Source organism: Haemophilus sp. UMB1048, from assembly GCF_030218125.1.
In the GTDB taxonomy this organism is placed as follows: Bacteria; Pseudomonadota; Gammaproteobacteria; order Enterobacterales; family Pasteurellaceae; genus Haemophilus_D.
On sequence record NZ_JASOPB010000008.1, the window covers coordinates 93,990 to 108,105 of the forward strand.

The window sequence follows — 14,116 nt, forward strand, 5'->3', positions numbered from 1 at the left end:
GAAACTCAGCAATTAACAGATAATTTACAAGATTTTACAAAAGCTTACAAAGAATAGTTTTTTATGGAGAAGTTAAATGTAATGTAAAGATAAATTAAAGATAAATTAAAGATAAATTAAAGATAAATTAAAGATAAATTAATAACTTAAAACATATGTATAATTATATACTTATTCTGCTGATAAAAGTAAAAAAGGCCATAAAAATGACCATTTTTTTATATTGAATTACCACTTCTCTAACGCTTCTTTATCGCTTTCTCTTGCTTCAATCCAACGTTCACCTTGATTGGTTTGTTCTTTTTTCCAGAACGGCGCTTTGGATTTTAAGAAGTCCATAATAAATTCATTGGCGTGGTAAGCATCACCTCGGTGAGCAGAACTAATTCCAACTAAAACAATTTCATCACCAGTATGTAAAAGTCCCACACGATGAATTACCGACACTCGCTGGATATCCCAACGCGCTTTTGCCTGTTCTACAATTTCACGTAAGGCTTTTTCTGTCATTGCGGGATAATGTTCCAAATATAAGCTAGATACCTCATCACCTAAATTAAGATCGCGAACTTTACCCACGAAAATAACCGTTGCGCCAACCGAATGTTGCTCAGAAAGCCATTCGTAAACAGCATTTTGATCAAAAGGTTGTTCTTGTACTGAAATTTGAATATCCGTCATTTAGCCCCCTGTTACCGGTGGGAAAAATGCAATTTCATCGCCATTTTTGACCGCACTTTCTAATGGCATCAAGGTTTGATTAATGGCGACTAAAAGCTTCCCTTTTTCTAACGCTAACGCCCATCTATCGCCTTTTTGAGCAAGATGTTCACGCACTGCTTCCGCTGTCGCAAAATCACCTTCAAGCTGAATAGAATCTTCACCAATTAATTCACGAGTTTGAGCAAAAAATAAAACATTTAACATCTTATTTTTCCTCCGCAATAAAATGACCGGATTTTCCACCGCTCTTTTCTAACAGGCGAACGTGCTCAATCACCATGTCTTTTTGTACGGCTTTACACATATCGTAAATGGTTAAGGCTGCTACGCTTGCTGCCGTTAATGCTTCCATTTCTACGCCGGTTTTTCCGGTTAATTTGCAAAGAGATCGAATACGAACTTGATTGGTTTCAAGTAATGGTTCTAAATTCACTTCCACTTTAGAAAGTAATAAGGGATGGCAAAGCGGGATAAGTTCCCAAGTACGTTTTGCCGCTTGAATACCTGCAATACGAGCAGTAGCAAATACGTCGCCTTTGTGATGTTTGCCTTCCACGATCATAGAAAGGGTTTCTTTTGACATAGTAACGATGGCCTCAGCACGAGCTTCACGAACGGTCTCTGCCTTTGCAGAAACATCCACCATATTGGCTTCGCCTTGAGAATTGATATGTGTAAATGTAGTCATAATGAAATAAAGTGCGGTTAAAATATTGAATGTTTTATATGGGTGACGAAAGCAAAATAAGTGAACAATAAAATTCACCTATTTTCTTTTAGCCACCGATAGAGGCTAAATGATTTCTTACGCCACTATCACCGATATGCAAATAATGATGTTCACGTTTGCCTTGCAGTGCAGAAAAAATACGTGCTTGCAAAATATCTTGCTGTTCATGGGATTGCAATAAATCACGTAATTCAATGCCTTCTTCGCCGAATAAACAGAGATGAAGTTTGCCCTTCGCTGACACTCTGAGACGATTACAGCTTGCGCAGAAATTCTTCTCATAAGGCATAATTAAGCCAATTTCGCCTGCATAATCAGGATGCGTGAATACTTTAGCTGGACCATCAGTATGGGATTTGTGTTGTAATTGCCAACCATTTTGCAGCAATTTATCCGCTAATACTTGTCCTGAAAGATGGAATTTATCAAAGAAACTATCCATTTCGCCCGTTTGCATGAGTTCGATAAAACGCATTTGAATTGGGCGATCTTTCACCCAAACAAGGAATTGCTCAAACTCTTTGTCATTCAAATTTTTCATCAAAACTGAATTGACTTTAACTTTGTTGTAACCCACTTCAAACGCACGATCGATACCACGCATCACATCATCAAATTTATTGATACCTGTAATTTGATGGAACATTTTTGGATCTAAGCTATCAACACTGACGTTAATAGACGTAATCCCTGCTTTCTTCCAATCAGCCACATCTTTTGCCATGCGATAGCCATTTGTCGTGACAGCTAATTGACGGATTCCATCAATGTTAGCGATGCTTTCAGCAATAGAAATAAAATCTTTGCGTAAAGTCGGTTCGCCACCCGTTAAACGGATTTTCTCTGTGCCCATTTCAGCAAACGCTTGAGCAAGATGGGTAATTTCTTTTAAGGTTAAGAAACTTGGTTTATTAGCTTCGGGTTGATAACCATCAGGTAAACAATAGGTACAACGAAAGTTACACTGATCGGTAATCGACAGTCGTAGATAGTAATATTGGCGTTGGAAAGGATCGACTAAGCGAGACTCTCCTACGTTCTTGATAGGAATGAATTGCATTTTACACCTTTCTAAATATGGAGAGGATAAACCGTTTCCAGCGTATCCCTGAATAACGTACCGCGTTATTGGCTTGCCGCCGTATTTCCTATGAAACTTAGGCTAAACAAGCTCGGAGTTATGCGTTAAAAATAAATTGTGTTGGTATTGTAATAAAAGCAAGCGGTTAATAGCAATAATTTGATAGAATAACCCGACTATATTGATAAAAATAACAGCATTAACTTATATAAAAAAATATATAACATTATTTTTTATAATTATTTATAGGTAAAAAAGGAAGAAAAATGTCTGATTTATCTCGTCACAGCCGTCATGAACATTTAGACGAAATCAAACATATTGTTGCCATTGGTGGTGGTCATGGATTAGGGCGTGTATTATCAGCGCTTAGTTTTATGAAAGAGCGTTTAACCGGTATTGTCACCACCACAGATAACGGCGGTTCAACTGGCCGAATTCGCCAAGAACAAGGTGGTATCGCATGGGGCGATCTACGTAATTGCTTAAACCAAATCATCATTGAGCCAAGCACGGCATCTGCATTATTTGAATACCGCTTTACTGGCGAAGGTGAACTTTCTGGGCATAATTTAGGCAATTTGATGCTCAAAGCCTTAGAAGATATGCATATTCGCCCTATTGAAGCCATTAACTTAATTCGTGAATTACTCAAAGTAAAATCTCACATTATTCCTATGTCAGAAGAACCTGTTCATCTTGCCGCGAGTTTAGGCTCAGGCTCCAGTATTGTCGGTGAAGTGAGCATTGATAATTTAACAGAATTACCCCAATCACTTTTCTTAGTGCCTATGGTTAAAGCCGCACAAGAAGCCATTCAAGCATTGGAGCAAGCGGAAGTCATTTTACTTGGCCCAGGAAGTTTCATGACGAGTATTATGCCTCCACTATTGTTACCTGAATTAGCGACTGCCCTGCGTAATAGCAAAGCGAAAGTGATTTTTATTGATAATTTAGGGGTAGAAATTGGCGCTGCCTCTCAGCTTTCACTGGCAGATCGTATTCAGAAAATTAATGAAATCGTCGGCGAATCCGTTATTGATGGAGCTATAACCCCTTATCGTGAACAAAGTGCGGGCGATTTGTCTGCGATTTCTCCCGTTAAAATCTTGGCTAAACGCTTAAATGCAGATGATATCAGCTATCGTCATGACAGAACGTTACTTGCCAAAGCTATTGATGAATTAGTGGGTGAATTAGATTACGAATAAAAAAACCGCACGTTAAAGTGCGGTCATTTTTTGCTTATTTTTTCCCGAATACTCTTACATTCGTAAAACCATTTTCTTTTAAATAAAGCGCTTGAAGTTTACTCATCACGCCTCGCTCACAGTAAAGCACATAGTTTTTACTTTGATCTAATGAGCCGAATTGTGAAGATAATTTGTAAAACGGCAACTGCATTACTTGATGCTCGTCTGATTCAAATGGATTTTCATCTGTCTCTTCTGGGCTACGAATATCTAAAATAATATCGTTTTCACCAAGCACTGAAATGGTATCCACTTCTACCACTTCTTTCTCAGTTTCTTCTGCAATTTGGCGAATATCTAAATATTGTGCATTTTCAACCGCACTTTCCAACACGCCGAAATCAAAGTGATTTTCTTCTTCAAGAATTTTTTCACGTACCGCTTTGATTGTTGGATTTTTAGAAATCACCCCACAGAATTCCGGCATTGATTTAGCAATATCATCCGTACCAATCTCTTTCGCCATCGCGATAATTTGTTCTTTATCATGGGTGATGAGTGGACGTAATACTAACGCATCGGATGCTTCATCAATTAAGCGCAAATTGGTTAAAGTTTGGCTCGAAACTTGTCCGAGTGCCTCACCAGTAACGATAGCTTGAATATCAAAACGTTGTGCCACTTTACTTGCAGCGCGCACCATCATCCGTTTTAACACGACGCCCATTTGGCCATTATCGACTTTCTCTAAAATCTCACCCACTACGCCTTCAAAAGGAATGGCAATAAAGCGGACTTTATGTGATGAACTATAACGATTCCAAATATGGTAAGCCATTTGTTTCACGCCAATTTCATGGGCTGCACCACCTAAATTGAAGAAACAATAATGCACACGTGAACCACGGCGAATAAGCATATAACTGGATACGCCAGAGTCAAAGCCACCTGAAATCAATGAAAGCACGTCTTCTTGCGTCCCAATTGGATAACCTCCAAGACCAACATGACGAGCTCTCACCAGCATCATTTTGTCATCTTCAATATCAATACGAACGGTTACATCAGGATTTTTTAAGCGTACTTTTGCACTTTCAATATGCTGATTTAAACCACCACCGATATAACGTTCAGCTTCAATGGAACTAAAATCATGTTTCCCTTTGCGTTTTACACGTACACAAAAGGTTTTGTTTTCAAGTTGATCAGCAACATCCGCTAAGGTCAACTCAAAGATATGATGCAAATCAGTAAACGGTTTTTCTTCCACTTCTAAAAAATGATGAATCCCTGGAATGCGTTGTAAAAGCGCAATCAACTCTTCACGATTGGCTTCATTTTTTGAGCGCACTTCGATGTAATCCCAATGACGAACAACCGCCGTTTCTTCATCATATTTCTGTAAAATATTGCGAATATTTGAGGTCAAAATTTTCGCGAAACGCTTACGCACGGTTTCGCTTTTAATCATAATTTCAGGAAAAAGTTTAACGATAAATTTCATAATAATCTGTGAATAATAAAAAATGGCCGTATTGTACGCTAAATTCCAGATCCCACAAAGTTCAAATTCTCACGAAAAACTGACCGCACTTTGAAATAAGTTTTTAACATCCCTATAAAAATCAAGTACAATACGGAGCAATTTATTCATCTGAAAAGGATAATTTAATGGCGCGTAAACCAGCAAATGCTGAACCTGATTTTGAAACAACACTTGCACAATTAGAAACAATTGTGGCAAAACTTGAAAGCGGTGAATTACCATTGGAAGATGCGCTGAAAGAATTTGAGAACGGCATTAAATTGGCTCAACTTGGTCAAGAGCGCTTGCAACAAGCAGAACAACGTATTCAAATTTTGTTACAAAAAAGCGAAACCGCCCCATTAAGTGATTATCAAGGGGACGAGTAATCCATGAGTTATCAATTCGGCACTGAACTCAAACAAGTTCAAGATCGTATTAATCAGTTTTTAGCCAATCAATTTGAAGAAATTGACTCTTATAATGCCCCTTTGCGTGATGCCATGAAATATGGCTTATTGCTAGGCGGCAAACGCGTTCGTCCTTTCCTTGTCTATACAACGGGTAAAATGCTAGGCGCAGAAATGCCCGCTTTAGATTACGCGGCGGCAGCTATTGAATCTATTCACGCTTATTCTTTAATCCATGACGATTTGCCTGCCATGGACAACGATGAACTTCGTCGTGGTCAACCAACATGTCATATTGCTTTTGATGAAGCCACGGCCATTTTAGCTGGCGATGCATTACAAGCTTTTGCCTTTGAAATTCTTACTGAAGCCCCTTCTCTCTCTGCTGAACAAAAATTGCGATTAGTGAAAGTATTGGCTCAAGCATCTGGCGTACAAGGTATGTGTTTAGGGCAAAGTTTAGATTTAATTTCTGAGCACAAACAAGTTAATTTAGACGAATTAGAGCTTATTCATCGCAATAAAACTGGGGCGTTACTAACAGCCGCATTAAAAATGGGTTTTATCTGCTCGCCTCACTTTGAAAACAAAGAATTAGAGCAACAACTAGAACGTTATTCACAAGCTATTGGTTTAGCTTTCCAAGTACAAGATGACATTTTAGATATTGAAGGCGACAGTGCGGAAATCGGTAAACCGGTGGGTTCTGATTTAGGTTTAGATAAAAGCACTTATCCAAAGCTGTTAGGATTAGAGGGTGCGAAACAAAAAGCCCAAGAACTCTATCAAACCGCCTTACATGAATTAGACAATTTACCTTTTGATACCACTGCATTGCGTGCATTAGCTGAATTTATTGTCAATCGTAAAAGTTAATGGTGACAGCATTTATTTTGATTTCTCAAAGTGCGGTCACTTTTTTCACATTTTAGGACTAACGAATATATGAACAACTATCCTCTTTTATCCTTAATTAATTCGCCGGAAGATTTGCGTCTTTTAAATAAAGATCAGCTTCCGCAACTTTGTCAGGAGTTACGGAGTTATCTGTTGGAATCCGTTAGTCAATCCAGTGGTCATTTGGCATCTGGTCTTGGTACCGTTGAATTGACTGTGGCATTACACTACATTTTCAAAACCCCTTTTGATCAATTAATTTGGGATGTGGGCCATCAAGCTTATCCACACAAAATTTTGACAGGTCGTCGAGATCAAATGTCCACCATTCGCCAAAAAGGCGGAATTCATCCCTTCCCTTGGCGTGAAGAAAGTGAGTTTGATGTATTAAGTGTTGGTCACTCTTCTACTTCTATCAGTGCAGGACTAGGTATTGCTGTTGCGGCAGAACGTGAAAATGCAGGTCGCAAAACCGTTTGTGTGATTGGTGACGGTGCAATCACTGCGGGGATGGCATTTGAGGCCTTAAACCATGCGGGTTCTTTGCATACTGATATGTTGGTCATTTTAAATGACAATGAAATGTCTATTTCTGAAAACGTGGGGGCATTGAATAATCACCTTGCTCGCATTTTCTCTGGTTCATTATATTCAACCGTTCGTGATGGCAGTAAGAAAATTTTAGATAAAGTGCCAACTGTTAAAAACTTTATGAAGAAAACCGAAGAGCACATGAAAGGCGTGATGTTCTCCCCCGAAAGTACGCTTTTTGAAGAGCTCGGTTTTAACTATATTGGACCAATTGACGGGCATAATATTGACGAATTAATTGCCACCTTAAGCAATATGCGCGATCTCAAAGGGCCGCAATTCTTACACATCAAAACTAAAAAAGGAAAAGGTTACGAGCCAGCAGAAAAAGACCCGATCGGTTTCCATGGCGTACCAAAATTTGATCCAACAAGCGGCCAACTTCCTAAATCAAATGCCAAACCAACCTATTCAAAAATCTTTGGCGATTGGTTATGTGAAATGGCAGAACAAGACGATAAATTAGTCGGTATTACCCCTGCAATGCGTGAAGGTTCTGGCATGGTAGAATTTTCAGAACGATTCCCACAACAATATTTTGATGTTGCCATCGCTGAACAACATGCTGTCACTTTTGCTGCGGGCCTTGCAATTGGTGGTTATAAACCTGTTGTAGCCATTTATTCTACTTTCTTACAACGTGCTTATGATCAGCTTATTCACGATGTCGCCATTCAAAACTTACCTGTTCTCTTTGCCATCGATCGTGCAGGTATCGTAGGTGCTGATGGTCAAACTCACCAAGGTGCTTTTGATTTAAGTTTTATGCGCTGCATTCCGAATATGATCATTATGACACCAAGTGATGAAAATGAATGTCGCCAAATGCTTTATACGGGGTATAAATGTGGTAAACCGGCTGCGGTACGTTATCCACGTGGAAATGCAATCGGCGTAGAATTAACCCCGCTTGTCGAATTAGAAATTGGTCGTTCAAAAATGGTTCGTCAAGGTGAACAAATCGCGATTCTGAATTTTGGCACACTCTTACCTGCTGCTTTATCTGTGGCAGAAAAACTCAATGCGACTGTTGTCGATATGCGCTTTGTGAAACCAATTGATGAAGCTCGTATTCTAGAAGTGGCAAATACCCATGATATCATTGTGACATTAGAAGAAAATGCAATTCAAGGTGGTGCAGGTTCTGCTGTTTCAGAAGTGCTAAATTCTCATGGAAAAACAACCGCACTTTTACAACTAGGTTTACCTGATATCTTTATTCCGCAAGGCACACAACAAGAAGCGCTTGCTGAAATTAAATTAGATGAAAAAGGGATTGAAGAGCAAATTATTGCCTTTATAAAGGGCTAAATTCGTTCATTTTCGTTTAATTTTGATATTTTTAAATATTTTTTTTCAAAAATATCGAACTATTTCAAAAACACACAGTCTGATACATTGCTAGTGCACTGCATATTGCAGTTATCTTTTTGAAGTTTCTTATAAATTAAGACCTCCCCGCTATTCAAGTTTTGAGTAGCGGTTTTTTCTTTTTGGGAGGTAATAAAAAAGGACGCTTTTCAGCGTCCTAATTTTTGAATCTAAACTTTAAAAAATTAAAGTGCAGATTTTGCTTTTTCAACTAATGCAGCGAACGCCACTTTGTCGAATACAGCGATATCAGCAAGGATCTTACGGTCGATTTCAACAGACGCTTTTTTCAAGCCGTTGATGAATTTGCTGTAAGATAAACCATTTTGACGAGCCGCAGCGTTGATACGTGCAATCCATAATTGACGGAATTGACGTTTACGTTGACGACGGTCACGATATGCGTATTGACCAGCTTTGATCACCGCTTGGAAAGCAACGCGATACACGCGTGAACGTGCACCATAATAACCTTTAGCAGCCTTAAGAACTTTCTTATGGCGTGCTCTTGCAATAACACCACGTTTTACACGAGCCATTATTTAATCTCCTATGTAATATTTTTAACTAATTTAACTAATCGTACGTTTTGCTTAAATAACGGCTTATGCGTATGGTAAGCAAGCTACTACTAAAACTTGGTCTGCTTTCGCAACCATTGATTTATGACGTAAATGACGTTTACGTTTAGTTGTCTTTTTAGTCAAAATATGACGTAAGTGAGATTGTTTACGTTTGAAACCGCCAGAAGCTGTTTTTTTGAAACGCTTAGCAGCACCACGTACTGTTTTAATTTTAGGCATTGTTAAAATAACTCCGCATTTTAAGTTAAACACATAATTAGGCGAATCCGAAGATTACTTGTAGGCACTAATTATTCCAATATGGCAAATTGAATTGCCCTTCTCCAAAAGCAATTAGGCTGCGTAGTTTGCCCAATGTGCAGTTGTATTCTCACCGAAGTGAAAATTCGATTATCTAGATCAAATCTAAATAAAAAATTATTTTTTCTTAGGTGCTAACACCATTACTGCTTGGCGACCTTCTAATTTACCCGGTGCAGATTCCACCACTGAAATTTCAGCCAAATCATTTTTAACGCGTTCTAATACGTCTAAACCGATATCTTGATGAGCCATTTCACGACCACGGAAACGTACAGTAATTTTCGCTTTATCGCCATCTTCTAAGAAACGGATTAAGCTACGTAATTTAACTTGGTAGTCACCTTCGTCAGTACCTGGACGGAATTTAATTTCCTTCACTTGTACAACTTTTTGTTTTTTCTTCTGCTCTTTTGCAGTTTTACTCTTTTCATAGAGGAACTTGCCGTAGTTCATAATACGACAAACCGGTGGTTCGGCATTCGGACTGATCTCAACTAAATCAAGCGCTGCTTGTTCTGCCATATCTAAGGCCTGTTGAATTGATACAATCCCCGCTTGTTCACCATCTTGGTCAATCAAACGAACTTCTTTTACTCGAATTTCATCGTTAATGCGATTCGGGCGGTTAGCTGCCGGAGCTTTTTTTACGGTTTTGATAATGTTATTCCTTCTATTTATTTAAGATAAAACCCACTGCATTTAAAACAGAAGATTTCTTCAATCATTTGCTATAAAAACAAACAAAAAACGGGCAAAATTTTATAGTATTTGCCACGTTTATGCAACAAGGATTTCTATTCCTTTAAATATCAGCGGGTAAAGCACTTATTTCAGCTGAAATACTCTCTCCAAATTGAAGTAGTTTTTCTAATCTTGCGGTTTCAATACATACCATTGTTCTATACCCTTCTGGTTGCATCGCACTTGGTGTTTTCTCCCAAGGATTCCATAGCACAATTGAATCTGCATGATGGTGTGTAATTTGAATATGTCGATTAAATGCATTATCCACTAAGAATGTTTTATCTTCCTCTAATGTATAAATACAATCCACACCTTGTTCTATTCTGCGTGTTGAAGGAACGTCTGTATGTTTACCTTGTAATGAGTCATAGCAACGACTTGGTAAATTTTGGACTTCAATTTGTGAAATATCACCAATATTAAAATAACTGTGTAATGCCGCTTGAGCTGGTTCTTGCCCTAAATGCGTTAAAGTCATTGTGCATTTATCGGTAAATTCCATTTTCATTTTGGCTTCAATCACACCATATTCAGAAAAGAGCGAAAATTCTAACCGCACTTTATTAGCTTGGAGATCATAATCACTTAATTGCCACAAACGTAAACGCGCTGTACCGTGTGAAGGTTGTTTAAGGCCTCCAAACCAAGGGTAACAAATCGGCACACCGCCGCGAATTGCCACACCTTGTGTGAAAGGTTCAATCTCACTTAACCAAAAAATATCCTGCTCTGCCCCTTTAGGCTGCCAATTTAATAACTGCGCCCCTTGTAATGCAATTCGAGCCGATCCTACTGGGTGATTTAAAATTAAAACAGGAATTTCATTGATATGTTCTAACGTTAATTCTGGTGTTAATTGTTGAGTTTGAGCTGTCATGTTCGCCTCCTTGTGATAAGGCTATTATATAGAAGAAAGAGATACTTGAGTTTATTTTTATACTGTGAATATAAAAAAACCGCACATCAAAGTGCGGTCATTTTTAATTAAGATTTTAAAGAATTAATTACTCTTCACCCAACAATTTCAACTCACGTTGTCTAACTTGAGATTTTAAGATTTCAGCAAATTCTTCAATGGTGAAAGTACCTAAATCTGCACCTTTACGGGTACGTACAGCCACTTTGCCTTCTGCGATTTCTTTATCACCGCAAACAAGCATATAAGGCACGCGACGTAAGGTATGTTCGCGGATCTTGAAGCCAACTTTTTCATTACGTAAATCTGCTTTAACACGTAAGCCCGCATCAGAAAGTTGTTTTACTACTTTTTGAACATAGTCTGCTTGGCTGTCAGTAATATTCATTACAATCGCTTGAACTGGCGCTAGCCATGCAGGGAAGAAACCAGCATACTCTTCAGTAATGATACCGATGAAACGTTCAATCGAACCTAAAATCGCACGGTGAATCATTACTGGTGTACGACGATCATTATCTTCTGCCACATAAGACGCATTTAAACGACCCGGTAACGCGAAGTCTAATTGGATGGTACCGCATTGCCATTCACGATCTAAGCAGTCACGTAATGCAAACTCAATTTTCGGACCATAGAATGCACCTTCACCTTCTTGAATTTCATATTCAAGACCGTTATGTGCTAATGCTGCTGCAAGACCTGCTTCGGCACGATCCCACATATCATCCGCACCGATACGTTTTTCAGGACGAGTAGATAATTTCACCTGAATATTTTGGAAACCGAAAGTGCTGTAAATGTCGTAAACCATTTTGATACAGCTGGTTACTTCACTTTCAATTTGGTCTTCAGTACAGAAAATGTGTGCATCATCTTGAGTGAAACCACGTACACGCATTAAACCGTGTAAAGAACCAGATGGTTCATTACGGTGACAAGAACCAAATTCCGCCATGCGGATTGGTAAATCACGGTAAGATTTTAAACCTTGGTTAAAGATTTGAACGTGTCCTGGGCAGTTCATTGGTTTAATCGCATATTCACGGTTTTCTGATTGTGTAGTAAACATCAAATCGCCGTAGTTTTGCCAGTGACCTGTTTTTTCCCATAACACGCGGTCCATCATGAACGGACCTTTCACTTCTTGATAATCGTATTCTTTTAATTTTGTACGTACGAAAGTTTCCAATTCACGGAAAATTGTCCAACCATCGTTATGCCAGAACACCATACCCGGTGCTTCTTCTTGCATATGATATAAATCTAACGCTTTACCGATTTTACGGTGGTCACGTTTTGCAGCTTCTTCTAAGCGAGTTAAGTATTCCGCTAATTGTTTTTTATCAGCCCACGCCGTACCATAGATACGTTGTAACATTTTATTTTTGCTATCACCACGCCAGTAAGCACCTGCAACTTTCATTAATTTAAAGTTGTGGCAGAAACGCATATTTGGCACATGTGGTCCACGACACATATCAATGTATTCTTCGTGATGATAAAGCGCAGGCGTTGCGGTACGTTCGATATTTTCATCTAAGATAGCCATTTTGTACGGCTCACCGCGTTTTTCAAAAGTATCTCTTGCTTCTTGCCAGCTTACCGGAGTTTTGATGACGTCATAATTGGTTTTCGCCAATTCAAGCATACGTTTTTCAATCGCATCAATGTCTTCTTGCGTTAAAGAACGGTCTAAATCCACGTCATAATAGAAGCCATTTTCAATCGTTGGACCGATTGCCATTTTGACATCTGGGAATAATTGTTTGATTGCGTGACCGAGCAAGTGTGCGCAAGAGTGACGAATAATTTCTAAACCGTCTTCATCTTTTGCTGTAATAATTTCAAGGTTGGCATCTTCATTGATGATGTCACAGGCATCACGACGTTCACCGTTTACACGGCCAGCTATGGTTGCTTTGGCAAGACCGGCTCCGATATCTTGAGCCACTTCTAACACAGAAACTGGACGATCAAATTCGCGTTTAGAACCGTCCGGTAAAGTAATAATAGGCATAATTTTTCCTTATACAGTGGTCGCCCATACGAAAGGCAACATGCAAATAATGATTAAAAACAAACCGCACTTTCATTCACTCCCACTATCGAGCAAACCAAGTGCGGCGGAGAATTTTAGCACTTTCCACCACACTTGTTAATATCTCGCTGAATTCTTTCCAATGAGTAAATAATGATTTTCCTGATAGCTACTTTATCTATTCAAAATTTCCGATAAAATGACTGCACTTTTGATAAACACCAATTAAAGGAAACTCTATGAACGTATTAGTATTAAAATCAAGCATCCTTGCAGATAACTCTCAAAGTAATAAATTAGCCGATTACACCATTGAAAAATTAAAAGACCACAACATTGTGGTACGTGATTTAGCGGCGCAACAACTTCCCCATTTTGATGCAACGGCGGCAACTGCGGTACGTGGCGAACCTAAAACTGCAGAAGAAAATGCACTTTTAGCCTTATCTGATGAGTTAGTGGCTGAATTAAAAGCCGCTGATATTATTGTAATTGGTGCACCTATGTATAACTTAGGCATCTCAACACAACTTAAATCTTATTTTGATTTTATTGCGCGTCCTCGTGTGACTTTCCAATACACCGCAAATGGTCCTGAAGGTTTACTTCAAGGTAAAAAAGCGATTGTATTAGCAAGCTTTGGTGGCATGTATGATGAAAATAACAATGTGACAAATTACTTAAAAGCCATTTTAGGTTTTGTTGGTATTACCGATGTTCAGTTTGCTTATGCAAAAGGTATTGGATTAGGTGCAGAGGCAATTGAAAAAGCACAACGTTCAGCAAGAAATAAAATTGATGAGATCGTTGCATCTCTCTAATTACTAAAATCCCCAGATAAGCCATTTTGAGATATGCCTCGAAATGGCTTTTTTCTAATCAACTTCCTCTATTTTTAATATCTTTGGTTAAAAATTAAAAAAATATTGTAAAATCACGCCAAATTTTTGATTATTTTCTTGACTTATACATTATGTACTAGTTTAATAGTGCAAAAGTTCAGAATA

At 38.5% G+C, this 14,116-nt stretch carries 15 protein-coding genes and 1 riboswitch; of the genes, 5 read left to right on the top strand and 10 right to left on the bottom strand.

Annotation, left to right across the window (positions count from 1 at the left end; all coding sequences use genetic code 11):
- Nucleotides 1-228: 228 nt before the first annotated feature.
- The 4 genes from moaE to moaA form a co-directional block, all read right to left on the bottom strand.
- Entirely contained in the window at nt 229-681 is a 453-nt protein-coding gene (gene moaE, locus QP437_RS08495; protein ID WP_285267551.1) for a molybdopterin synthase catalytic subunit MoaE, read from the bottom strand.
- On the bottom strand, nt 682-927 hold the full coding sequence (gene moaD / locus QP437_RS08500; protein ID WP_005625813.1) for a molybdopterin synthase sulfur carrier subunit: 246 nt from the start codon (nt 925-927) through the stop codon (nt 682-684).
- 1 nt (nt 928) lies between these two features.
- A complete protein-coding gene (gene moaC / locus QP437_RS08505; RefSeq protein ID WP_285267552.1) occupies nt 929-1,411 on the bottom strand; it encodes a cyclic pyranopterin monophosphate synthase MoaC in 483 nt (160 codons plus the stop codon).
- A gap of 88 nt (nt 1,412-1,499) precedes the next feature.
- The gene (gene moaA / locus QP437_RS08510; protein WP_285267553.1) at nt 1,500-2,513 is read right to left on the bottom strand and encodes a GTP 3',8-cyclase MoaA; all 1,014 of its coding nucleotides are present in this window, start codon (nt 2,511-2,513) and stop codon (nt 1,500-1,502) included.
- A riboswitch (molybdenum cofactor riboswitch) is annotated at nt 2,502-2,643 on the bottom strand. It overlaps the preceding gene by 12 nt.
- A 157-nt stretch (nt 2,644-2,800) precedes the next feature.
- Between moaA and yvcK the strand changes: the two genes are divergently transcribed.
- Nucleotides 2,801-3,745 carry a uridine diphosphate-N-acetylglucosamine-binding protein YvcK gene (gene yvcK / locus QP437_RS08515; protein WP_285267554.1) on the top strand — a complete coding sequence of 315 codons (945 nt, stop codon included), beginning with the start codon at nt 2,801-2,803 and terminating at the stop codon, nt 3,743-3,745.
- Nucleotides 3,746-3,779: 34 nt separating this feature from the next.
- Here yvcK and thiI read toward each other — a convergent pair whose 3' ends face one another.
- A complete protein-coding gene (gene thiI / locus QP437_RS08520) occupies nt 3,780-5,231 on the bottom strand; it encodes a tRNA uracil 4-sulfurtransferase ThiI (RefSeq protein ID WP_285267555.1) in 1,452 nt (483 codons plus the stop codon).
- A 167-nt stretch (nt 5,232-5,398) separates the two neighbouring features.
- Here thiI and xseB point away from each other — a divergent pair, with 167 nt between their 5' ends.
- The 3 genes from xseB to dxs all read left to right on the top strand — a co-directional run bounded on the left by xseB (nt 5,399) and on the right by dxs (nt 8,461).
- Entirely contained in the window at nt 5,399-5,641 is a 243-nt protein-coding gene (gene xseB, locus QP437_RS08525; protein WP_049355728.1) for an exodeoxyribonuclease VII small subunit, read from the top strand.
- Between the two features lie 3 nt (nt 5,642-5,644).
- Complete coding sequence (ispA, locus tag QP437_RS08530) at nt 5,645-6,538, top strand: (2E,6E)-farnesyl diphosphate synthase (protein WP_285267556.1); 894 nt, start codon at nt 5,645-5,647, stop codon at nt 6,536-6,538.
- A gap of 69 nt (nt 6,539-6,607) precedes the next feature.
- Entirely contained in the window at nt 6,608-8,461 is a 1,854-nt protein-coding gene (gene dxs, locus QP437_RS08535; protein WP_285267557.1) for a 1-deoxy-D-xylulose-5-phosphate synthase, read from the top strand.
- A gap of 245 nt (nt 8,462-8,706) precedes the next feature.
- On the opposite strand, the gene rplT is transcribed toward dxs, so the two are convergent.
- From rplT to thrS, 5 genes are all read right to left on the bottom strand, one after another.
- The gene (gene rplT / locus QP437_RS08540) at nt 8,707-9,060 is read right to left on the bottom strand and encodes a 50S ribosomal protein L20 (protein ID WP_005596075.1); all 354 of its coding nucleotides are present in this window, start codon (nt 9,058-9,060) and stop codon (nt 8,707-8,709) included.
- Nucleotides 9,061-9,126: 66 nt separating this feature from the next.
- Nucleotides 9,127-9,324: a 50S ribosomal protein L35 gene (gene rpmI, locus QP437_RS08545; protein WP_005596065.1), complete on the bottom strand. Its 198-nt coding sequence runs from the start codon at nt 9,322-9,324 to the stop codon at nt 9,127-9,129.
- Between the two features lie 198 nt (nt 9,325-9,522).
- Nucleotides 9,523-10,065, bottom strand: a complete 543-nt coding sequence (infC, locus tag QP437_RS08550; protein ID WP_285267578.1) for a translation initiation factor IF-3 — start codon at nt 10,063-10,065, stop codon at nt 9,523-9,525.
- Between the two features lie 145 nt (nt 10,066-10,210).
- Nucleotides 10,211-11,029 (bottom strand): D-hexose-6-phosphate mutarotase, encoded by an 819-nt coding sequence (locus QP437_RS08555; protein WP_285267558.1) that lies wholly within the window; start codon nt 11,027-11,029, stop codon nt 10,211-10,213.
- Nucleotides 11,030-11,156: 127 nt separating this feature from the next.
- Entirely contained in the window at nt 11,157-13,088 is a 1,932-nt protein-coding gene (thrS, locus tag QP437_RS08560) for a threonine--tRNA ligase (protein WP_070582446.1), read from the bottom strand.
- A gap of 260 nt (nt 13,089-13,348) precedes the next feature.
- Between thrS and QP437_RS08565 the strand changes: the two genes are divergently transcribed.
- Complete coding sequence (locus tag QP437_RS08565) at nt 13,349-13,930, top strand: FMN-dependent NADH-azoreductase (RefSeq protein ID WP_285267559.1); 582 nt, start codon at nt 13,349-13,351, stop codon at nt 13,928-13,930.
- The last annotated feature ends 186 nt before the right edge of the window (nt 13,931-14,116 follow it).